21 protein-coding genes, 2 tRNA genes and 1 CRISPR repeat array are annotated in these 21,220 nt (G+C 40.2%); of the genes, 8 read left to right on the top strand and 15 right to left on the bottom strand.

Features of this window, described 5'->3' with window-relative positions:
• Positions 1 to 59 precede the first annotated feature (59 nt).
• From DWU89_RS14870 to cas1, 9 genes are all read right to left on the bottom strand, one after another.
• Complete coding sequence (locus DWU89_RS14870) at positions 60 to 1,127, bottom strand: type III-B CRISPR module-associated Cmr3 family protein (RefSeq protein ID WP_115500423.1); 1,068 nt, start codon at positions 1,125 to 1,127, stop codon at positions 60 to 62.
• Positions 1,102 to 2,625 (bottom strand): type III-B CRISPR-associated protein Cas10/Cmr2, encoded by a 1,524-nt coding sequence (gene cas10 / locus DWU89_RS14875; protein WP_115500424.1) that lies wholly within the window; start codon positions 2,623 to 2,625, stop codon positions 1,102 to 1,104. The genes DWU89_RS14870 and cas10 overlap by 26 nt, the downstream gene beginning before the upstream one ends.
• Positions 2,626 to 2,646: 21 nt before the next feature.
• Positions 2,647 to 3,912, bottom strand: coding sequence for a hypothetical protein (locus DWU89_RS14880; RefSeq protein WP_115500425.1), 1,266 nt, complete (start codon positions 3,910 to 3,912; stop codon positions 2,647 to 2,649).
• Positions 3,913 to 3,923: 11 nt separating this feature from the next.
• Complete coding sequence (locus DWU89_RS14885) at positions 3,924 to 4,334, bottom strand: hypothetical protein (RefSeq protein ID WP_115500426.1); 411 nt, start codon at positions 4,332 to 4,334, stop codon at positions 3,924 to 3,926.
• Entirely contained in the window at positions 4,331 to 5,851 is a 1,521-nt protein-coding gene (locus DWU89_RS14890) for a CorA family divalent cation transporter (RefSeq protein WP_115500427.1), read from the bottom strand. The genes DWU89_RS14885 and DWU89_RS14890 overlap by 4 nt, the downstream gene beginning before the upstream one ends.
• The gene (locus DWU89_RS14895) at positions 5,838 to 6,620 is read right to left on the bottom strand and encodes a hypothetical protein (protein WP_115500428.1); all 783 of its coding nucleotides are present in this window, start codon (positions 6,618 to 6,620) and stop codon (positions 5,838 to 5,840) included. Before DWU89_RS14895 ends, DWU89_RS14890 begins: the two co-directional genes overlap by 14 nt.
• An 11-nt stretch (positions 6,621 to 6,631) precedes the next feature.
• Positions 6,632 to 7,297 carry a CRISPR-associated endonuclease Cas6 gene (locus DWU89_RS14900; RefSeq protein WP_147292125.1) on the bottom strand — a complete coding sequence of 222 codons (666 nt, stop codon included), beginning with the start codon at positions 7,295 to 7,297 and terminating at the stop codon, positions 6,632 to 6,634.
• A 231-nt stretch (positions 7,298 to 7,528) separates the two neighbouring features.
• Positions 7,529 to 7,816: a CRISPR-associated endonuclease Cas2 gene (cas2, locus tag DWU89_RS14905; RefSeq protein ID WP_244205923.1), complete on the bottom strand. Its 288-nt coding sequence runs from the start codon at positions 7,814 to 7,816 to the stop codon at positions 7,529 to 7,531.
• A complete protein-coding gene (gene cas1, locus DWU89_RS14910; protein WP_115500430.1) occupies positions 7,816 to 10,086 on the bottom strand; it encodes a CRISPR-associated endonuclease Cas1 in 2,271 nt (756 codons plus the stop codon). The genes cas2 and cas1 overlap by 1 nt, the downstream gene beginning before the upstream one ends.
• Before the next feature lie 25 nt (positions 10,087 to 10,111).
• Positions 10,112 to 12,110: direct repeats of the CRISPR family, unit length 35 nt; unit sequence GTCTTAATCCTTATTCTAATGGAATACTCCCTGAC.
• A gap of 1,131 nt (positions 12,111 to 13,241) precedes the next feature.
• Between cas1 and DWU89_RS14920 the strand changes: the two genes are divergently transcribed.
• From DWU89_RS14920 to DWU89_RS14930, 3 genes are read left to right on the top strand one after another with little or no spacing between them, the layout of a single operon-like run.
• Complete coding sequence (locus DWU89_RS14920) at positions 13,242 to 13,679, top strand: dCMP deaminase family protein (protein WP_115500432.1); 438 nt, start codon at positions 13,242 to 13,244, stop codon at positions 13,677 to 13,679.
• Between the two features lie 12 nt (positions 13,680 to 13,691).
• Complete coding sequence (locus DWU89_RS14925) at positions 13,692 to 15,425, top strand: S41 family peptidase (RefSeq protein WP_115500433.1); 1,734 nt, start codon at positions 13,692 to 13,694, stop codon at positions 15,423 to 15,425.
• On the top strand, positions 15,370 to 15,885 hold the full coding sequence (locus tag DWU89_RS14930; RefSeq protein ID WP_244205924.1) for a 5-formyltetrahydrofolate cyclo-ligase: 516 nt from the start codon (positions 15,370 to 15,372) through the stop codon (positions 15,883 to 15,885). Before DWU89_RS14925 ends, DWU89_RS14930 begins: the two co-directional genes overlap by 56 nt.
• Here the strand turns inward: DWU89_RS14930 and DWU89_RS14935 are convergent.
• Together DWU89_RS14935 and recF are read right to left on the bottom strand one after the other, a co-directional pair.
• A complete protein-coding gene (locus DWU89_RS14935) occupies positions 15,878 to 16,171 on the bottom strand; it encodes a DUF721 domain-containing protein (protein WP_115500435.1) in 294 nt (97 codons plus the stop codon). The two genes, DWU89_RS14930 and DWU89_RS14935, sit on opposite strands and share 8 nt — an antisense overlap.
• Positions 16,168 to 17,271, bottom strand: coding sequence for a DNA replication/repair protein RecF (recF, locus tag DWU89_RS14940; protein WP_115500436.1), 1,104 nt, complete (start codon positions 17,269 to 17,271; stop codon positions 16,168 to 16,170). Before recF ends, DWU89_RS14935 begins: the two co-directional genes overlap by 4 nt.
• Positions 17,272 to 17,406: 135 nt before the next feature.
• On the opposite strand from recF, the gene DWU89_RS14945 reads away from it, so the two are divergent.
• From DWU89_RS14945 to DWU89_RS14965, 5 genes are all read left to right on the top strand, one after another.
• On the top strand, positions 17,407 to 18,093 hold the full coding sequence (locus tag DWU89_RS14945) for a tetratricopeptide repeat protein (protein ID WP_115500437.1): 687 nt from the start codon (positions 17,407 to 17,409) through the stop codon (positions 18,091 to 18,093).
• A gap of 84 nt (positions 18,094 to 18,177) precedes the next feature.
• Positions 18,178 to 18,660: a 6,7-dimethyl-8-ribityllumazine synthase gene (ribH, locus tag DWU89_RS14950; RefSeq protein WP_115500452.1), complete on the top strand. Its 483-nt coding sequence runs from the start codon at positions 18,178 to 18,180 to the stop codon at positions 18,658 to 18,660.
• Positions 18,661 to 18,715: 55 nt separating this feature from the next.
• A tRNA-Tyr gene (locus DWU89_RS14955) sits at positions 18,716 to 18,798 on the top strand.
• Between the two features lie 18 nt (positions 18,799 to 18,816).
• A tRNA-Gly gene (locus DWU89_RS14960) sits at positions 18,817 to 18,889 on the top strand.
• 116 nt (positions 18,890 to 19,005) lie between these two features.
• Positions 19,006 to 19,335 (top strand): hypothetical protein, encoded by a 330-nt coding sequence (locus tag DWU89_RS14965; RefSeq protein WP_115500438.1) that lies wholly within the window; start codon positions 19,006 to 19,008, stop codon positions 19,333 to 19,335.
• On the opposite strand, the gene DWU89_RS14970 is transcribed toward DWU89_RS14965, so the two are convergent.
• The 4 genes from DWU89_RS14970 to DWU89_RS14985 all read right to left on the bottom strand — a co-directional run bounded on the left by DWU89_RS14970 (position 19,332) and on the right by DWU89_RS14985 (position 21,218).
• Positions 19,332 to 19,535: a hypothetical protein gene (locus tag DWU89_RS14970; protein ID WP_115500439.1), complete on the bottom strand. Its 204-nt coding sequence runs from the start codon at positions 19,533 to 19,535 to the stop codon at positions 19,332 to 19,334. The genes DWU89_RS14965 and DWU89_RS14970 overlap by 4 nt on opposite strands.
• A gap of 57 nt (positions 19,536 to 19,592) precedes the next feature.
• The gene (locus DWU89_RS14975; protein ID WP_115500453.1) at positions 19,593 to 19,898 is read right to left on the bottom strand and encodes a DUF4491 family protein; all 306 of its coding nucleotides are present in this window, start codon (positions 19,896 to 19,898) and stop codon (positions 19,593 to 19,595) included.
• A 188-nt stretch (positions 19,899 to 20,086) separates the two neighbouring features.
• Complete coding sequence (gene secG / locus DWU89_RS14980; RefSeq protein WP_115500440.1) at positions 20,087 to 20,452, bottom strand: preprotein translocase subunit SecG; 366 nt, start codon at positions 20,450 to 20,452, stop codon at positions 20,087 to 20,089.
• A 7-nt stretch (positions 20,453 to 20,459) separates the two neighbouring features.
• Positions 20,460 to 21,218 carry a hypothetical protein gene (locus DWU89_RS14985; RefSeq protein WP_115500441.1) on the bottom strand — a complete coding sequence of 253 codons (759 nt, stop codon included), beginning with the start codon at positions 21,216 to 21,218 and terminating at the stop codon, positions 20,460 to 20,462.
• Between the last annotated feature and the right edge of the window lie 2 nt (positions 21,219 to 21,220).

The following is a 21,220-nucleotide window of genomic DNA, read 5'->3' on the forward strand; positions in this document are numbered from 1 at the left end:
CCTACCTGCACAAATTCTTTGCAACTATCCAATGCTTTACAAAACTCGTCCATCTTTGTCTAATTTTCAAAATAGAAAACAGAACCGGACTCATATAAATCATAACGCACAAGACTGCGTAGCGATTTATATTTCACATTATAATCCCGTGCTTCTATACTATTCGATGAACTCAAGAAACGAAAAGGCCGAACCCGAGTAATCGCATAACGGACATACTCCATCGGATTCTTCTCTTTCTCAACAAACAATGGCAGATAAGAGTCTGACAATAACACAACACGTAAACTATCCGCCTCGTGAGGAAGAAAACCACACTGGCCATCAGACAACTCTGCTTTAAACAAAAAGTTGGAATCATCAGCCCCGAGCTTGACAAACGTCCCAGAATAAACAGTCAAATCGGCCTTTGCTTCAACCTCGAATGCAAAACAAAAGTCACGCTCCAACCGATAAGAAATCTGCTTATAAAAAGCAGCATTCTTTACCTTTCCCTCATAATCTTTGTCAATGCCGATGCGAGAATCCTTTTCGAACAAGTCTTCTTCTTTTTTTCTATCAGTCCCATCAAGCGTGATATAATATGTGCCGAGTTGTTCTTTACCGGAATAATAGAGACTTTTATTTTTTTTCATCCTTATTTGAGGGATCTCCATTTTTACCTGATTGATGTTGGCACAAATACTTTTACCAAAATCCACATCCAAATCAGCATCATATCCTTCTTTAAAATAAGCTTTACACTCTTTTTGATTATAAAGAAAGCAAGGCCCCAAACGGTCAATCTTTCCAAACTCAGCTTCTATATGATCAGATTTTACTTCAAAACTCTTCTCTCCAATCCAGGCCATAACCTCATTCTCCACACCATTCTTTATATGATTTTCTTTGCAATCAAACAACCGGTCATTATTTGATAGCAAAAGGAAACGCAACATTCCCAATAAGGATGTCTGCTGAGGCATCTTAAATGAATGAATAATGTAGCTGGCATAGTTTGTCCCCCTTTTTCCTTTAAGACTGTCCGATTGGAATGTCATATCTCCACCAAAAAAGAACTTCCCCAACGGGATAAGTTTCACAAAATATTTGTTTTTCGTTTCACTCATCGCTATCTCCTTCCCCATTTATAAATTTTGCAATACGAAGCATTCCGTACATTTTAGATAATATATCCCCAGTCTCCACCTGCCCATCACCAGTACGATCATTCATCAACGTCCAGAGCAGCCTACGAGTTAATTCAATATAACCACTATTTCCTTCCTCCATTATTTTATCATAAAATGCAGCGATACGATTTTCATCATTTACATCACGAAGCATGTTCAATAAATCCTCATTAGCACGAAGTTTATGGGAAATAGCTGAAACTAAACCATCATCCACTGTAAACGTCATGAGTAATTTGAACAATTGATAAATACTGCCCGCTGAATCATCTTTTGTAAATACCCCTGTAAAGCCCGATCCGCTATGCTTACGAAGACACCAGGCTACTGCATTCTTACCAACCACATTTTTTGCTTTGCCAAAAAGCAAATCCAAAGCCGATCGTAAAGCTTCATACAGCGGATATTTATAATATGATATCGATAAACCATAAGAAAGAGTAGTATGAATAAGATTTCCTTTTTCATCTTTAGGACGACCGATCTTTTCTATCTCCTTATCCACTCCCACCTGGTAACATTCATCGATTTGTGATAAAAGTTGGAAGATGTTTTCAACATCATCTTTACCGGAAACCACCGGAGCAAAAAACAGCAAATCATCTCCACCGGCATAAATAGGTACTCCTCCATACTCTTCAATCATTTTACTGACCTTACAGCCATATTGCATCAAAGCTGTGGACAAATCTTTCACTCGCTTGTTGGATAAAGCAGATACAATCTTCCCCATATTATCGCCATCAGCCTGCACCACACAGATATATTTGTAGTAAGAACGATACTCCTCCTTAAAATCGACCTTTATCTTCTGATAAAACTCATCCTCTATTTTCTCCGGATTCTCACTGTTATTCTCCTTCTCGCGCTCCTCATCCCGATATTTCATCCAGAGAACTTTTTTATCTTCCTCCCCTGTTTTTGAAAGTTTATCAGTAGCAATCTCAGCCAAGAAAGGAAAATTCCAATTTGGATTACCAAAAGCACGTTTGAACAATGCCGAGTTATTTTTTTCCTGAATCAAATTCAGTACATTCATGCGACTTTTATCATCAACAGGGCGATTAACAAGCTCTGTACAATCGAGATAGCGGTTTAAATCCTTAATAACATCTACACCTGTTTTCGATTCTACAGAAACATACATGATGTTGACATAGTCACGACCAATTCCTGTCACCTGAGTAAACTCTTTCAATGCATTACTTAATATGTCCTCCAATTCGTCGTCCTCTGTGTCCTCTACAAAAACACGGTCTGGATACAACCCTACTTTCTGAACCTTATCCAGCGAAGCGGGTGAAAGAATCGTTTTCTCTTTAACTTTCAGTTCTTTGATTAAGCATTCCATCAAGAATGAAAACAAATAACTTGCTGACCATAATTCACGTGGCTTGCGAGCCATAGTGATAGTTCCAATTATCGGTCCTATATTTATTGCAGTATATCTCATTACAATTAATATGTTATATAATTAAAACTTTATATAGTTTAAACTTGCACCATTAGTTCTATCAGTTAATGCAAAATCAATAAATTTTTTGAGATCAAATTTATCAGGAGTATATAAGTCTTCAACTATTCGATCATCCTTATATCCAGAATCACCCTGAATATTTACTTCAAAATAGAACTTTTTAGATAAAATCTCTGAAGAAATCTGATTACCTAGTAAATATACAATACCATCAATGACTTTAAATATTATAGGTGATTTAAAACGTTCAACATCATCACTCTTTATCGACACAATCATTTTCTTATTATCACTAGGAGGATTAGACAACAAAAATTCATATTGATTAGCAAGTCCCAACAATGCTCTTAGATAATAAAAATCTTCATCTTCATCCAAACCATTTTTATCCTCATTATGAAAAGATTTCAATTTGTAATATGTTCCATCTTCTTTCTGATAAATTTCATCTATATATTCTTTAAAAAATTTCTTTTCCCAACGTTGATTTCTTTTTAATCCATACAACATCAATTTCGATTTTGCGTATGGTTTATTTTTGCCTGATTTCAACAATCTATAGTCATTAGATATTGTGCTAAACGCCGATGACAAACTATTATCTGTCAACACTTTTTTATATCGAATTAAAAAATTATCTTTAAAAAGTTGTTCTACTAACTTCAACGGAATTTGTTTCTCTTCATCCAGTCCTCTCACAAAAATACTCTCAACAGTAAAGCAACCAAACCCCTTATCTTGTCGCATTCCAAAATTTTCAAAAGCAAAAAAAGATTGAATATACTCAGATAATATTCCATTTACTAAATCTTCATGAACGCTATATATGTCAACAATAATATCCTGGCAAATAATCCCTTTTGCTTTTATATCATTCCAACTCTTACTCCCTCTAACGATTTCACTATTTTCTTTTTCCTGAGCAAAGAACGGTGATTGATCTATAACATTTATGCCTCGATTCTCTAATGTGTCTTTATTTCTTTGACTCAAATAAGACGCAATCAAATACTCCTGTTTCTTATCAGAACTTTTAATCCTCAACTTATAATCTAAAGCAGGGTGTTCCCCTTTGCCTATTAGCCACGTTTTATTTTTAGCAGTATTCACGCCTGCATCATAATACCCATTTCCTATCTTTGTCAATATAAATCTGTCCAACTTCGGTTTCACCTCCGAAGCCCTCAACGTTGCTCCATACTGGTCGTGCTGAAAATGTATCAGGGGAGTATGTTGTTTCAATCTTACTTTTAATGTCTTCATGGTACAATTTATTACTTTACATAATCCTTTATTATCTCATACGTGTTTTTCACTTTATCCACTTCTTTCTTTAAAGTTTCTGGTGTTACGCCCTCCTTGTTGCTACCAGATAGCAACAGATGTAGAAGTGCAACACGATTCAGATCCAGTTGAGGTGTTTTATCTTTGTCATCCCACAATTTATCCACTTTTTCCTCTCGCTCCTTAGACAGCTTTCTTGCTTCATTTTTTTCAGAAATAATCTTTTCCCATTCAACCTTTCTTTCCCATTCATCCTTTTTCATTTTCTCTTCATGAGAAAGCTTCAACTCTACTATTTTATATCCATACTTATACTTTAACACGAAGATATAATCTATTAGAAAAATAACTACCATTATAGCAAATATTCCCACAATTGATAATAACCATACATCCATCATTTTACCCTCCTATTCTTTATATTATTATATAATAAAGCTGATACACCCACAATTACCAATGTTTGCCACAACATATTCACTCCAAACGGATTCATACCAAATATTCCTGTAATCACTGTCGCCGGCAGAAATATAGCAGCCAACCAATTCAGCCATTCACCATTTTCATTTCTCTTCTGGTCTATCAACAATGTAATATATTGATGTAATTCACCTATTTCCTCATCCAACTCTTTTATCTTCTCACTGGATGCGAATTGCTGCATCAACATATTATACATTTCGATACCTTGATCTTGCACCGTCACATGCTGGAAATAGATCTGATTTATAAAACGTATATATTCCTGATAAAGAGAGCCTATACGTTCCGCTAAACGCCGATCCGTATGTCGAGAAAGACAACTCACTTCAGTCACTTCCCCCGAAAACCTCAACATAGAAGCACGTTGGATAATAATAAGTTCAAACATACGAGAATAAATAGTACGCATATGCATCGCTAAGATATTAGAAGCAAACCAACTTCTATTTGTCAGAGCTACCATTGAATAACGGGATATCCCATAAAGAGTACCTTGTTTCTGCCATCGATAATAAGTGCTATTCCCTAATAGCTTTTTTTTCATCTCATTATTCTGGCAAGTATCTTCATCTCCATCATCCACAAATACATACTTGTACCAGAAATCCCCCATTACAAACTCTCCCTCCTTCATGTTTTCTGTCATATCTTCCACCTGCTTGGCCAAGTCATCATTCCCATACCAACAATTTACCAGCATACGGTCGTCTATCACAGGAGTTACCTTCATTTCCGGAGACAAATCTTTGATCAAACTATCTATAAATACAGCAGGTTTCCAGACATCTGACAAACCGAATTCCAGAACTTGTCCAATCGTATGAACTTTATAATTAAATCCATCCATATATTTAGAAGGATCACCGTGAAGACCTTTTATCGTTATTGCTTTAGACAACATAGTGCGTCCATCTGCAGAAAACTCACCACTGTGAGGTGGCATTATACGTCGTCCGAACTGGTTAATATTCCGGATATCCGATTCATCCTTTTGGCTTTCCTCATTGTTTCTCAAAAAAAATGAAAGAATTCCAACACCTGTAGCATATAAGTTCAAATTAATAGCATCGACTTTCAGCCTGTATTCCTTATCACGTACCGCAATCCAATATTCGACATTCCCATTTTTAGGTTCTCGACGTTCGAAATGATAAATTATTGGATTTTCCGCACCCTTTATATCATACAATACTGGATGCACAAAGTCAAAATAATATTGTAACTCACCAAAAAACTCTTCTCTCTCTTTGGTATCTTCTCCAACAGCAGGTATATACTTTTCATTAGGATCATATTGTATTCTTTCCCACATTGCATATTCATTTACAGGAATATGCTTCAGATCTATTTGCTCAGAAAAAGTTTTTTTATCTTCATCCGGCAATTCCCATTTAAAAGGGAAATAAAAAATATGATAACTATAAGTTTCCATTTGTTATTATTTTTATATGTTCCACCATTTCTTGTATTTTGTCAGAAGAATAAGCTCCATACTGTATTCCCACATATCCATTCTCTCCTCCACCACAAAAAAGTTTACCGGACAAGAACTCTTCTTCAAAATAGTCTCGTATCTGGGTCGCTCCTTTACCATAATACATCCATTCACTATCTGTATAAACCAATAAACACCGATAGGGGAACAAACGGTCACAAATTGGAGAAAAGCGGGAACTGAAAGCATGAACTATCAGCAAATCTCCCACCTTTTCACTATTTTGAGCTATTGCCTTTTCTGCCGACAATTCATCTTCAGCTGTTACCCCTTGAGCTTTACGATCTGCACGACGGATAACTGCGATCTCTTCTTTTGTCGCATCCAACTCCAACATACCGGGAATATAGGCTTTGTCATTAGCAGCAACCAATTGCTGATACCGATCCATCGGCAAGTGAAGAAATGACATCACCTGTTCCAAAGCACTGGGTAAACAGGTCAGTTCGTTATGATGATCAATTCTCCTATAGCCAGAGGGAACAGGAATATCTTCCCGCAGTTCTATTCCAAAAACGCTATAGCCTTGGTTTAAAGCATCATCCAATTCTTTCTGGTAGTTACTCACTCGGGCATTATCCCAACGCAACTGATGATCAACATAAGCTATTGCTTGTTCATCAAGTACTTGTCGAATGGTTAGCATTTCCAAATCATAACCACCCAACAAAAAAAGATATTTATTTAGAGAACCATCTATCTGCATTCAATATCCAATTATTTATACGAGGTTACCACCCCATTATTCACACTTGCTGATTTTCCCAATCCGACATATTCAGGCAAAAAGACATTACATCGGAATACGGCCGAAAAGTTCATAAACTCTATATCTTTGTATACACTCAAACCTGGATTTGTCAAATTCAGAATCCGACATGTTACCGGAAAATCAAAATAAATACCTATTCCTTTGGCAAAAGAGAGTATATTTCCTACTAAAATTTTTTCAAGCATGGCAATACGCTCGATAAACCCTTCTGCTTGCTGATATTCTTGATAATTTCCACTATTCAACGGCAACCAATGTTGGATTCGATATGTACTGTCTGACTTGTCGCAACAAGCAAATAAATTCTCTGTACATATCGTAACCAGTTCCATTTCCACGGTTCGGCATCCTAATTGGCAAAGAAAACCTTTTTCCTCCCCCAACAGGCTTTCCACCGCTTCAGATCCCTGGTTTATGCCTATTAAAGCAGCACATCCCTTGATACGCTTATATTGTATCAAAGGATAGGCATAATTGAAGCCATCTCCATTATGATTATGAAACAAAGGTGCATCGCCAGATAAACGTATCATCGCTCCCCTAAAAAACGGAATTTCTTCATTGGATATCCTATTTTTAAACAGGGCTGTCGTTATTCGCGTTGCAGTCATAATAGATCATCATTAAGTGTTACAAGTTATTCATGCCCAATATTAGTAATTTATTTTGAATCCAATCCTTTTTTCATTCACTTTTTTCCTGATCTGCTCACAATCGTGTTCTAATTCAAAGAAATTCTATATAAAACCAACCAAACGCATCAAAATAAAGGGGTTCCCATATATGAAGCCTCCCCACACATACATACACACGCAGTCTTAATCTTTAACTTTCGCAAATAATCAAACCACCATAACTTTCTCATATTTCAATCTTCTATCCGGTTGATATACTATTTTCGTATAACAATTAACACAAATCGGATAATACACAATCCGATCTTCCCGATTATCTATCTCCGCACTTATACGTTCTTGCAATTTTACGAATTGCACATCCGTAAGCATACATTCAAAAACACTATAATTGATACGGACACCTATTTTTTCCAACATCTTGACCACATGGCTTCTTCTCCTGTCATCAGCCACATCATATGCTACCACTATAAAATTTTTCTTTGCTCTCATCACCATTTTGCTATATAAGGTTTGTACTTCTTCCCCTCATCAATCCAAGCTGCCATCTCACAAGCTTGCCTACGTATGATCTGCTCCATCGTAATCTCTTCTCCCCGATATTTCTCATACCGGTTCAGACGTTCCAATATACTTTTAATTAACAACTTCTTTGTTTCCTCTTCCAATAACCCTTTTTCAACTCTCAAAGACGGACCTTTTTGTATTAACGAAATAACCACTCTGTCTACCACCTGCGAACGGAACATTTCGACTACATCATACACAAACGTTGGTTTGCCTGATTGCCGCACATGTATAATACTGTCAAACGGATTGAGCTTTGCACCAAGCAATGCCTGCCAAACTCGCGTATACAATATTGCATACCCATAATTGAGCATGCAGTTTACCAGATCCGTAGCCCCTTTCCGTTCACGCTTGACAAAACCGACCTTATCATCAGACAACAGTTCACGAATATATCCCCAATACTTGATTGCCCCCTGCGACTCTTGCCCCACCAATTGTATCAAGAACTCTTCGTCCATCTTGTCCTGTCCTCGTACAAACGTTTTGAATTGAACATTAAAAACCGACAAATCCTCATACTTTTCACTAAGCGTATCATAGCAATGCTTATGGTATTTATGATAATATTTTACTAAATAGAATTGATTTTTCAGTTTTGCCTCTATAATACAGGTTGCCAAAGACAAACGTTTTTCCTTTCCACATTGTGCCTGCTTGTTCCATAAAGTATTTTCGATATATTTATTCGACAATATAGATCCGGTATGCCAACCTGAAGAGTTGAAAAAATCGATGGTAATCTTATTGGCAAGGCAATAATCAATCAGATTAGAAGACAATGTCACTCCTTTGCTACTAATCGTTATATGTGAAAGAGCGCCCAATGGCTTCTGGTGGATCACTTTTCCTTGCCGCTTCACTGTTACACCTTTACCTGAAAGACCGACAAAACAACCGAACGTATTAATCAGCAACTCACTGCCTTCTCCTTCGCGTTTCCGGTATTCGGCTTTCCGCTGTTCTATAATCTTCTTATTCTGCTCTTTCGCTCTTTTTTCTTTCTCCTTCCCTTTTTGGAGATCATACAGTTCCACATAATCCTGAAGCATTCTTTTCTTATACAATTGATATTCATTCGAAAGATAATCAACTTCAGACATAATCCTTATCAGAACAGCTCGATTCGCTATCTGCTGAAACGAAGCTATTACAATCTGTTTCATACGATCATAGAGCAAATCATCCAAAGCATGTAATACCGACTGAGGTAACAGCGCTCCGTAATAGTTCCGCACCCCATTCCATGCACGAAGACTTACAGATGTAAACCCTTTATTTGTTATAGACAAATTAGCTATCCGTTCTTTCAAGTCAGCCTCTTTTTTCTCCGATAAGCTCAATCCTCCTTTGGATATCGTTATGCCCAAAAACTCACAGCCTTTACGAAGATCTGCCACTATCGGAGTATTCAAAGTCAATCCCAAATGCGTTTGTAAATAGACAGATAATTGATTCAATAGGACTTTCGCCTGTTCATGCGTTTCGCACATCAAGCAAAAATCATCGGCATAACGAACATAAGAACGACATAAAGTTTGTACGAATTTATCGAAAGGATGCAGATAAAAATTAGCCAACAAAGGAGAAAGGATAGCGCCTTGCGGCACTCCCTCCAGACTATCGTTCCACTTTAAATGCTTGTTGACAACTCCCATCTGCACAGAAAGCATTATCAACCTCACAATCTCCTCGTCCGGAATCAGTGCATGAAGACGGGCCGCCAACAAATGATGATTGATCGTGTCAAAATAATTATCAATATCAAGTTTCAACACCCATTTATTCTTCTTTTTCTGGCATTCGTTCAATGCACGCCTAACAGCTTTCGTATGTCCTTTATTGGGACGATAGCCATAACTGGCATCAACAAAAATATTTTCAAAAAGAGGTTCTACCAAAGTTTTGATAGCATATTGCACAATTTTGTCTTTAACAGACAACAAACCCAGCTTCCTCACTTCATTTTTCTTCTTAGGAATTTCAATGCTAAGATACGGTTCAGGAGACCATATCCCAGCTCTCAACTCACCCGACAACTCTGAAATATATGTCTGGACATTATCTTCAAAACAAGCTAACGTAACCCCATCTATTCCCCCGGAAGCATTTTTGCTTTTAACAGCCTTCCACGCCTCAAACAAAAACGCTTCCGTACACAATGTTGAATAACATGACTTCTGTGTTTCCATATTCGTATTTTTCGTTAACAATCGTTTTATTATCCTTATTCTAATGGAATACTCACTGACTGGTTAAAACAGCCAACCAACATAAATTAAAAATTTTGTCTTAATCCTTATTCTAATGGAATACTCCCTGACTTTCAGAAAAGGGATGGTTCTTTACACAGCTTCGTCTGTCTTAATCCTTATTCTAATGGAATACTCCCTGACATTCCGGGGATGAAAAGGCCGAGATGGTGGATGTTGTCTTAATCCTTATTCTAATGGAATACTCCCTGACTGCTCTTCAGAATTTGACACACCTGAGTTTATCAGTGTCTTAATCCTTATTCTAATGGAATACTCCCTGACTAAAATGGAAGAAAAAGAACTTGTTAGCTTAATTGGTCTTAATCCTTATTCTAATGGAATACTCCCTGACCGTTGTTGTTAATGATTTTTGCGGTATATGCCGTGTCTTAATCCTTATTCTAATGGAATACTCCCTGACAAACAACTTTCAATGGCGCTACTTTCTCCGTCAATGGTCTTAATCCTTATTCTAATGGAATACTCCCTGACTTTGGCAGTTTATTTGACCGATAACGGAAAATTCGTCTTAATCCTTATTCTAATGGAATACTCCCTGACTTCCGTGAACTCACCTTTTGCAGGATTAGCTCTTGTCTTAATCCTTATTCTAATGGAATACTCCCTGACAAGAGGAGGTTCTTATTCAAGATTTGGGGGATGACGTCTTAATCCTTATTCTAATGGAATACTCCCTGACTTGGATTATAAGGCAGGTTCAACGTTCACACTTGCTTGTCTTAATCCTTATTCTAATGGAATACTCCCTGACAAGCAAGGTTAACATGCCTAAGCTTGAGAGAATTTGTCTTAATCCTTATTCTAATGGAATACTCCCTGACACCGCATATTATGACGGCAGGTTGTTACAATTTGTCTTAATCCTTATTCTAATGGAATACTCCCTGACATCGTCAACGGCGATAATTGTGCCTACCGCAAAGAGAAGTCTTAATCCTTATTCTAATGGAATACTCCCTGACCCACGGAACTTATGGTATTAAACTTAATGAGTATGTGTCTTAATCCTTATTCTAATGGAATACTCCCTGACTAAAAATATACAGTAATGAGAAATTTAACATCAGGTCTTAATCCTTATTCTAATGGAATACTCCCTGACCTGACATTGTGTGCTCGGTCGGTCCCGATAAAACCGTCTTAATCCTTATTCTAATGGAATACTCCCTGACATTTTTGCTATGAGTAAGTTAGGAAAAAAGCAAGTCTTAATCCTTATTCTAATGGAATACTCCCTGACTCTGCTCGGTTAAGAACATTAATTATTTATTATGTCTTAATCCTTATTCTAATGGAATACTCCCTGACGGAATTATGTGCTATATAAGCAAATATGTTCTGGTCTTAATCCTTATTCTAATGGAATACTCCCTGACAAAATAGCGTGTATGTACGATAAACAACAATTATGTCTTAATCCTTATTCTAATGGAATACTCCCTGACAATAGGAGAACATAGTCGTATAAGAAGACTTGGAATGTCTTAATCCTTATTCTAATGGAATACTCCCTGACTCAATATCTGACCATTCAGGGAAAAAACAAAGAAAGTCTTAATCCTTATTCTAATGGAATACTCCCTGACTTTGTGAAAACAATGGATATGTGCATCAAGTACGCGTCTTAATCCTTATTCTAATGGAATACTCCCTGACTCTTTCCAGGGCGCTCCAACATCTGGAATTGTATCAGTCTTAATCCTTATTCTAATGGAATACTCCCTGACTTCTCTTTCTCCTTTCCTTTTATTGGGGATTGAAAGCCGTCTTAATCCTTATTCTAATGGAATACTCCCTGACGATTGATTATAAAGTATTGGAAGCGTACATATTGTCTTAATCCTTATTCTAATGGAATACTCCCTGACTTGAATAGTGAATTATAGATATTAGAAGATGGTAGCCGTCTTAATCCTTATTCTAATGGAATACTCCCTGACATTCTATCAGAGAGCACTTTAGACTTCTTTATCTTGAACTTCTTCTTGCTACTTCGAACTTTAAATCAGGGAGTTAATCCATTTATAACTATTTTTTCGCAAATGTACCCAATTGAATCCGAGATTTCAAACAAAACAAGGTTCAATTCATGCTCATTTATCTATTTATCAAACATTTACAATTTCGCAAATCTAAAAACATACTTGTTTAATTTGGAGATTTGCGAAAAACGCCTAAAAATACATTTCATAAGCATCTGATTATTAAAGCAAAACGTCAAAGAACATAAATGCCTTCACACTGCATTTTCGCAAATGTAACAACTAAAATGCTGAAAACAAAGATTTGCGAAACTTTTCACACAAGTTCCAAAGTCCATTTTACAATATTCACCTATTAATCAACCATATATTAAAAATAGAATTTTCGCAAATCAAAAATCTTTATTCAATTATTACAATAACCCCCATTTTCGTAATTTTTCTATTTCATCCGAAATATTGATCCATTTTGGATTGACTTTTTTCACGGATTTACCCCTTCCAGCTGACAACAGCCGGAAAGGGGTGCCGAGCCCATTCCAAAAAGCGTGCAATTTGATTCTCGAAAACCGGAAACACCGCCAAAGTGATAAACCTTAACTCCCGGAGAATCGAATATTTGAAAATAAAACGGACGGCGTCCCAAATATCGCAAGGAAATTTAGGGGCTTTTTTGCCCTGAAGACGGTCCTCTTTCCAATTACGACCGTCCAAATCGCCATTACGACCGTGCTAATCTTCGCGAGGTGCCGAGTGCACTACACATTAGCACGGTCGCAATGGCAAAGAGGACGGTCGTAATTGATGGAAACGCTCAAAAAAGGCGAAAAAGCCCCTTTTTGAGGTCAAAAAAGTGGATTAACATTTGTTTAGTTTCAGTTCTCTTTTTAGCCGGAAAAATACGTTTTATACAATAACCTCCTGGTAATACCCCCTCCAAAAGCGTGCCGGGAAAATCCGGAAGGGACGTCGGGATCTTTTTCAAAATCCACCGGAGGTAAACAAAAACCGTTAAAGCTGTTCCATATATCCCAAATATATGTACCTTTGTCTGCTATTATATAATAAGGTATATAAAATCAGAAAACGATGTGCGATAAGAAGGAAAAGCAACTCGAATTGGATAGACGTTATCTCAGGATGGCGGCCGTATGGGCGGAAAATTCGTATTGCAAGAGACGACAGGTTGGGGCACTGATAGTTAAAGACCAAATGATTATCTCTGACGGATATAACGGTACGCCATCTGGTTTCGAGAATGTTTGTGAAGACGAGAATAATGTCACCAAACCCTACGTCCTGCATGCCGAAGCTAACGCAATCACAAAAGTGGCGGCTTCGTCAAACAGCAGCAAAGGAGCGACTATTTACGTCACATCCGCACCCTGCATCGAATGTGCCAAGCTTATCATCCAATCGGGAATCAAACGGGTGGTCTACTCTGAAAAATACAGGGTGGAGGACGGTTGCAACCTATTGCGTCGCGCAGGTGTTATTATTGATTACATAGAAGATATAAACGAATAAAGATACGTTTTTATGGAGAAGAATAGAAGGCTGTCCGTATGGCTGCCTGTGATTATAGCTTTAAGTGTTGCTCTCGGGATCTTTGTAGGAAATCATTACCTTAGACTGACACAGGGTAAGAGACATATTTATTCCAGCGGGAACAAGATCAATGCCATACTCGACATCATTGACGAACAATACGTCGACACGGTCAATATGAAACAATTGGTAGAAGATGCCATCCCTAAGGTTTTCAGCGAGTTGGACCCGCATTCCGTATATATACCGGCCAAAGACGCCCAACGGGTGAACGAAGACCTGGAAGGATCGTTCAGCGGGATCGGCGTTTCCTTTAATATGCAGACGGATACCGTTTTGGTCATTAACGTAATCCCCGGCGGACCATCCGAAAAAGCGGGATTGAAGCCGTTCGACCGTATCATTACAATCAACGACTCCTTATATGCCGGCAACAAGAGCGACCAGGAAGTAATCATGAAGACACTTCGCGGAGCCAAGAACAGTACCGTCAAGTTAGGAGTAAAACGGAAAAACGAACCGGACCTGTTGTATTTCGATGTAACCCGTGGCGATGTTCCCGTGAACTCCGTCGATGTAGCTTACGAAGTGAGTAAAGGAATCGGTTACATCAAAGTTAGCAAATTCGGACGTACAACCTATAACGAATTTATCACGGCAATCGCCAAACTGAAACAGGCCGGCTGCACTTCCTTCGTGATCGACCTCCGCAGCAACACGGGCGGTTACATGGATGCCGCCATCAATATGGTTAACGAATTTATGCCGGAAGGCCGCCTGATCGTTTACACCGAAGGAAAGGCATTCCCGCGCAATGATGTTTATACGAACGGAACCGGCACTTGCCAGGATGCACCGCTCGTAGTCCTGACAGACGAGTTCTCGGCTTCCGCCAGCGAAATCTTCTCCGGGGCGATCCAGGACAACGACCGGGGTCTGATCATCGGCCGCCGTACGTTCGGCAAGGGATTGGTGCAGTCGCCGATCCAACTTAGCGACGGCTCGGAAATCCGCCTGACAATCGCCCGCTACTACACGCCGTCCGGACGCTGCATCCAGAAAAAATATGAATTGGGCAAAGACAACGAATATGAACAGGATATCTACAACCGTTTCATGCACGGAGAGTTTGACTCTGCCGACAGCATCAAACAGGACAATGGCGAAAAATACGAGACCGTCATGGGACGTACGGTTTACGGCGGCGGCGGTATCATGCCGGATATCTTTATCCCGCGCGACACCAGCGGCGTGACGACTTATTTCTCCAATGTGGTCAATAGCGGAACGCTGAACCTGTATGCACTCGAATACTCGGACCGCAATTACGACAAGCTGTCTTCTTTCAAGACCTACCAGGAGTTGTACAAATACCTGCAACAGCAACCGTTGCTGTCCGACTTCATCAACTACGCGACAGCGAAAGGCATCAAGAAACGCCCGCATCTGATCAACATATCGAGCAAGCTGATGGAGAAACAGATACATGCCTACATCGTCCGCAACTTCTTTGACGAAGCAGGCTTCTATCCTATTTTCCAGAATGACGACGTCACACTGAAACGTGCGATCAAAGTGCTGAACGAAGGTAAATCGGTCCCGACACCGGAAAATAAAAATATAACAGAAGATGGAATTGCACAAAGCCAAACAAGCACTTCGAGAAGATATGGCCTCCTTAAAGAGATCATATACGAAGACTGCATTGCTGGAACTCTCTGCTAAGATAACGGAACGGCTGGAAGAGACCGGTCTCTTCCGGCAAGCTTCCTGTATTGCGCTCTACCACGCCCTTCCGGGAGAAGTACAAACGGCCGCCTTTATCGAAAAATGGCACCTAAAAAAGAGACTTCTTCTCCCTGTTGTGAAAGGGAACGACCTCCAATTGTTGCTTTATGCCGGAAAAGAATCCTTGAAAGCCGGAGCTTTCGGTATCCTGGAGCCGACGGAAACATGCCAGCCGGTTGCGGAAAACGAGATAGACCTTGTGATAGTTCCCGGTGTCGCCTTCGACCGCGGGCGTAACCGCCTCGGACGGGGAAAAGGTTTTTACGACCGCCTCCTTTCCACACTGGACGTACCGAAAATCGGGATTTGCTATGATTTCCAATTGAAAGACACTATCCCGGTCGAACCGTTCGACCGAAAAATGGACTTGATCGTAACCGAAAAAGAGATTATCTGATCACGATATCCTGCAAAACTTCCGCCCCGGCATACTCGTTCAAGCTCTTTATCAAACGTTCCCGGCACAACACCAATTCGCTGCGCAAGACGGAGGACGTGAGGGAAACATGCAGCACACGGTCCTTTACATATATATTACGTGTGTATTGTGCGACCATCGGCCCCATTATCTCACCCCAGGCCCGTTGGACACGTATCTCTAAAATCTTCCCGCGCAGTTCGGCGTTGTCTTCGAAGAACTCCCGGATCGCCTCGCCCAATGTCTGTGCATTCCGGCGTATCATTCCGCTTCCTCCATCGGTTGGACTTCGCCCTGTTCGACCCTAAACAGAGCATACCCGTGATTGATCGACTGCAGGATTGCATCCAGATATTTACGGTTCGTATCCGTTATGAATATCTGCCCGAACTGATCGCCACTCACCAACTTGATGATTTGCTCCACCCGGTCGGCATCCAACTTGTCGAAGATATCGTCCAACAACAAGATCGGACATGCCTGCCCCCGGCGTGAAAGGAAAACGAACTGCGCCAGCTTGAGCGCGATCAGATACGTTTTATTCTGCCCCTGTGAACCGACACGGCGGATCAGGTAGTCGTTCAGCGTCATCTCTAACTCATCTTTATGAATGCCGGTCGAGGTATAGCCGAGGATACGGTCGCGCTCCCGGTTGGCAGCCAGCATATCCGCCAGGCTGCCGCGTTCGAGTTGGGAGATATAGCGCAAGCCGACTTGTTCGGTCGAACGGCAGATCGTCTGGTAGTATTCATTGAATATCGGGGTGAAATCATTTACCAGCATTTGCCGCTTCTCATACACCATCCGCCCGTACATATCGAGTTGCATCTCCAGCACTTCGTACAGGGAAGCGTCCGTGCACTGGTCCTTCAGCAATGAATTTCGCTGGAGCAACGCCTTATTATATTGTATAAGCGCATGCAAATATGGCTTGTCCTGCTGCGAAATGATCACGTCGACGAAACGGCGGCGCTCCTCGCTCCCGCCCTGTATCAGTTCGGAATCGGCGGGCGACACCATCACTAACGGCAATAGCCCGATGTGTTCCGACAGCTTGTCGTATTCTTTTTTATTCCGTTTGAACTGTTTCCGCTGCCGGCGGCGGATGGCACAGAATATCTCTTCCTCCCGTCCTTCATAATCGTAATTACCTTGTAACACACACATATCCTGACCATTATTAATAAGTTGGGAGTCGGGCGTATTGACATGGCTCTTGCAAAAAGAGAGATAATGAATGGCGTCCAGCAAATTCGTCTTTCCCATTCCGTTATTCCCGAAAAAGCAATTAATCTCGGGAGAGAAAGAAACTTCTGCCTGGAGAATATTTTTGTAATTGAGTATAGAAAGCTTTTTAAGTATCATCCGCACTATATTAGTCGCACAAAATTAAAAAATATACTTCTAAGTATAGATTTTCTCAGTAAAAAAAACTACTTTTGCGACTTGAATTGCCACAGGCATAAAACAGTGATAAAATAATAACAACTATAAAACATTATGGCTACTAAGGAAAAAGACACCAACAAAGAGTTAGAGGTCGAAGAAATTGTTTCGAAATCGGAACAGTTCATTGAAAACAATTCAAAGAAAATCATTTATGGTATCATCGCTATCGCACTCGTTGTTGGAGCGGTTTTAGGTATCAAACACGGATATTTGATCCCGCAGGAGAAGAAGGCCGCAGCAGCTATGTTCAAAGGTGAACAATACTTTGCAAGAGATTCTTTCAACCTGGCACTTAACGGTAATGGTGCAGACTATGAAGGATTCGAAGCCATCATCGACCAGTATGGCAGCACATCTGCCGCAAATCTGGCAAAAGCTTACGCAGGTATTTGCTACTTCAAGATGGGCAACAACGAAAAAGCGCTGGATATGCTGAAATCTTTCAGCGGTGGCGACAAGATGATCTCTCCGGCTGTAACCGGCCTGATCGGCGACTGCTACGTCAATATGGGCAACATCAAGGAAGGTATCAGCTATTTCGAAAAAGCAGCTAAACAGGCCGACAATGAAGTAGTCAGCCCGGCATACTTGAAGAAAGCCGGTATCGCTTACGAGAACCTGAAACAGTATGGAGATGCTGTCAAGGCTTATACAGCAATCAAAGAGAAGTATTACAATTCAATGGAAGCAAGCGACATCGATAAATATATCACACGCGCATCTGCTTTGAATAAATAAAATCATCTGCTTACACAGTATTTATAATCATAAAAGAGGATGCCTTGTTCTGACGAGACATCCTTTTCTTTTAATAATAAGAATATGGCAACAGCTTATCAAAATTTATCGGAGTACGACTTCAATAGTGTTCCCGACGGTTCAGACATGACCATCGGTATTGTCGTAGCGGAATGGAACAAGCACATCACCGAAAAACTACTGGAAGGTGCCTGCAACACACTGGAAAAGCATGGCGTAAAAGCAGAAAACATATACGTGAAACGAGTACCGGGCAGTTTCGAACTGACTTTCGGTGCAAAAAGACTGGCTGAAACAAAAGAATTGGATGCCGTTATCGTTTTAGGATGCGTTGTAAAAGGTGATACTCCCCATTTTGACTATGTATGCTCCGGCGTTACACAAGGCATTACGGAACTCAACCTGATGTATGATATCCCGTTCATATTCGGTTTATTAACAACAGACAACATGCAGCAGTCCGAAGACCGCGCAGGCGGCAAGTACGGAAACAAGGGCGATGAAGCCGCAGTTACCGCACTTAAAATGGTAAATTTTTCAGCCTAAACACTTGCAGGTTTCAAAAATAATCGTACCTTTGCACTGCAATTGAAAATAACGGGGGCAGTTACCAGAGTGGCCAAATGGGGCTGACTGTAACTCAGCTGTCTTTCGACTTCGGTGGTTCGAATCCATCACTGCCCACCCTTTTTAATTGAACATGCGGAAGTAGCTCAGTCGATAGAGCATTAGCCTTCCAAGCTGAGGGTCGCGGGTTTGAGCCCCGTCTTCCGCTCTCAAGAAGAGGAAAATCTTTTAGGTTTTCCTCTTTTTTTATATGCTTTCCTCCTGTTTATGTACAAAATAATACTATCTTAGCTCTGTGTTTACAAACCATAAAAATAAAGGCATATGAATAGGATGAAATGGGCGTATATGTTATTAGTCGCATTGCTGTTGACAGGCTGCGGAACACTTATGCAGCCTTACCAGATGGACGGCAAGATGAAAGATATCGAGTTAGGAATGACCAAGAAGAAAGTAATCTCTGTGTTAGGAAAAGATTTTGAGTCTGCCGGTGCCCGCATGACACCTGAAGGGGCGATTGAAAGTATCAGCTATAAGACAGCCTCCATGATGGAGGATACGGAAGGATATTATATCCTGAGTTTTAAGGACGGAAGGTTAGTTGAATGGTTTAAGGAAAAATACCCGGCCCGCAACTACAACCACTCCCATTAATTAAGACAAACAGTCAAAAACAAATAAGGCAGACGCCTCTGGGCATCTGCCTTATCTCTTTTACGGTTATAAACCTTTCTCGATACATGCACCCGGTTAAAGCTGACCGGATGGCCGTGATTCTCAATCTCCGCTTCCCTACTTCCTTTTCGGTTCGCCTTGATGTAATCCATAAACGAATCTTTCTTCTTTGTCTTCATACTGAATATATTTAACGGGACAAAGATACTAATAATATTTGAAATACTGACCGGACTTTACTTTTCCGGATAGGTCCGCTTTGGATTCTTGGGGAACCAGCCTTTGAGGACGCGTTCTTCCTGTTCGAACACCTCCTTTATTGTCCAGAAGGAAGAGAATGCGAAAACGCCGCAAATGGCCGAAAAGAAAACGCTTTCGATCAGCAAAGAGGCGATTGTTCCGACAATACCCAATAGGAGAAAAATCCACCAGCATTTCGTACCCCAGTAATATTCCGCTTTCACTACGACCGGATGAAAAAGCCCGATAATCAAGAAGGTTGCGATACCTATCAATAATCCATTAAAGTTAATTAAGTCCATCATATTCGTTTACTGTTTAGAGGAGGGTGCCTGTTTGCACATCCTTTTTAGACAAAGATACAAGAAAATAATATCTCCCACGATCAATTATATCTATCCATTTATCGATAATTATATAAAAGATAACAAAAAAAGAGGCATCCCGGTTGCGGAATACCTCTTCTCTATATCAGAAAATTCGTTTCTAATTAATTAGCCGGAGTATCTTCAGAAGGAACAGGGGCTGTAGCAGGCTGCTGAGCCGTACCGAAGTCAGGAGCTACCGTATTCGGATCGATCGTTACAGCGTTGTTTATCTGTTCTTTGATTTCAGACTGGGTAGTGTGCTGAGCTCTTGGAATGAAAGCAGTAATCACAATACTTAAAACAACAACGGTACCGGCAAGGCTCCATGTTGCTTTTTCAAGAAAGTCCGTGGTTTTGCGTACCCCCATAATTTGGTTAGAAGAAGAGAATCCTGAAGCCAGACCTCCGCCTTTTGAGTTCTGTATCAATACAATCAAGATCAATAGTATAGATGCGATCAGGATTAAGATAGAAATAAATACGTACATCTTTGTTTTATTTTTTAGTGTTAATAATCAACTTTTCAAGAAATCTGATTTGGTCTGCAAAGTAAACATTTTTTTCTGGATATTTCAAGTTTAAGTTTTTAATTATTTGCAATGCCTTCTCATATCGCTTCTGTTTTATGTAAATATGGGCCAAAGTCTCGGTAAAATAGGAGTCGTCCAGCGATTTATGCTGTCCTTCTTCCAGCTCGGCCAGATTTTCGGGAGTGCTTGCTTCCGGAGCTTCCGCATCCAGATTCAGACCACTTCCGGGCGGGCGCTGTTCCTCGTTGCGGATAAAAGAGTCGATCAGGTCGTGATGCTGCAAACGGACCTCTTCTTTTTCCTCGGGCTGTTCGTTTTCTTTTGTCAGCGACCAATAGATATAATCGGACGAAACGGACGGCTGGAACAAGAGTGAAGCATCCGCCTTCGGTTCCTCCTCTTCTCGGTTGGACAGGAAAGCGTCGATCAGGGAAAAAGCATCTTCCTGTGACGGTGTTTTCTCTTCTACCGGCTTGGATTGCAGACCGTAGCGCTCTCCTTCTATCAAGGTGAAGAGTTTCCTGCGGTCAGGAATAAATATCGCCATTTTTTTGAGTTCAGTGCTGAAACGTATATCGCTCAGAACAGCCAGATTCTTCAGGTAAAGCATCCGGGCTATCTGAAAATAGGGAAACTCGTCCACGATCTGCTTCAACTGGGGAAGCGTTTCCTCAGTCAGCAGCGTGGGATTTCCCATCAATTGATATAAATCAGCCGCTTTCATCC

Origin of the sequence: Parabacteroides acidifaciens (genome assembly GCF_003363715.1) — a bacterium.
Taxonomy (GTDB): Bacteria; Bacteroidota; Bacteroidia; order Bacteroidales; family Tannerellaceae; genus Parabacteroides; species Parabacteroides acidifaciens.

Bases quoted from the DNA above. Each gene is read 5' to 3' on its own strand.
- secG (WP_115500440.1), bottom strand. From the start codon at position 20,452: ATGTACGTATTTATTTCTATCTTAATCCTGATCGCATCTATACTATTG.
- DWU89_RS14890 (WP_115500427.1), bottom strand. From the start codon at position 5,851: ATGGAAACTTATAGTTATCATATTTTTTATTTCCCTTTTAAATGGGAA.
- DWU89_RS14895 (WP_115500428.1), bottom strand. From the start codon at position 6,620: ATGCAGATAGATGGTTCTCTAAATAAATATCTTTTTTTGTTGGGTGGT.
- cas2 (WP_244205923.1), bottom strand. From the start codon at position 7,816: ATGAGAGCAAAGAAAAATTTTATAGTGGTAGCATATGATGTGGCTGAT.
- DWU89_RS14965 (WP_115500438.1), top strand. From the start codon at position 19,006: ATGAATAGGATGAAATGGGCGTATATGTTATTAGTCGCATTGCTGTTG.
- DWU89_RS14880 (WP_115500425.1), bottom strand. From the start codon at position 3,912: ATGAAGACATTAAAAGTAAGATTGAAACAACATACTCCCCTGATACAT.
- DWU89_RS14985 (WP_115500441.1), bottom strand. From the start codon at position 21,218: ATGAAAGCGGCTGATTTATATCAATTGATGGGAAATCCCACGCTGCTG.
- DWU89_RS14970 (WP_115500439.1), bottom strand. From the start codon at position 19,535: ATGAAGACAAAGAAGAAAGATTCGTTTATGGATTACATCAAGGCGAAC.
- cas1 (WP_115500430.1), bottom strand. From the start codon at position 10,086: ATGGAAACACAGAAGTCATGTTATTCAACATTGTGTACGGAAGCGTTT.
- DWU89_RS14900 (WP_147292125.1), bottom strand. From the start codon at position 7,297: ATGACTGCAACGCGAATAACGACAGCCCTGTTTAAAAATAGGATATCC.
- ribH (WP_115500452.1), top strand. From the start codon at position 18,178: ATGGCAACAGCTTATCAAAATTTATCGGAGTACGACTTCAATAGTGTT.
- DWU89_RS14930 (WP_244205924.1), top strand. From the start codon at position 15,370: ATGGCCTCCTTAAAGAGATCATATACGAAGACTGCATTGCTGGAACTC.
- DWU89_RS14935 (WP_115500435.1), bottom strand. From the start codon at position 16,171: ATGATACGCCGGAATGCACAGACATTGGGCGAGGCGATCCGGGAGTTC.
- DWU89_RS14925 (WP_115500433.1), top strand. From the start codon at position 13,692: ATGGAGAAGAATAGAAGGCTGTCCGTATGGCTGCCTGTGATTATAGCT.
- DWU89_RS14945 (WP_115500437.1), top strand. From the start codon at position 17,407: ATGGCTACTAAGGAAAAAGACACCAACAAAGAGTTAGAGGTCGAAGAA.
- cas10 (WP_115500424.1), bottom strand. From the start codon at position 2,625: ATGAGATATACTGCAATAAATATAGGACCGATAATTGGAACTATCACT.
- DWU89_RS14885 (WP_115500426.1), bottom strand. From the start codon at position 4,334: ATGATGGATGTATGGTTATTATCAATTGTGGGAATATTTGCTATAATG.
- DWU89_RS14920 (WP_115500432.1), top strand. From the start codon at position 13,242: ATGTGCGATAAGAAGGAAAAGCAACTCGAATTGGATAGACGTTATCTC.
- recF (WP_115500436.1), bottom strand. From the start codon at position 17,271: ATGATACTTAAAAAGCTTTCTATACTCAATTACAAAAATATTCTCCAG.
- DWU89_RS14870 (WP_115500423.1), bottom strand. From the start codon at position 1,127: ATGGGGAAGGAGATAGCGATGAGTGAAACGAAAAACAAATATTTTGTG.
- DWU89_RS14975 (WP_115500453.1), bottom strand. From the start codon at position 19,898: ATGGACTTAATTAACTTTAATGGATTATTGATAGGTATCGCAACCTTC.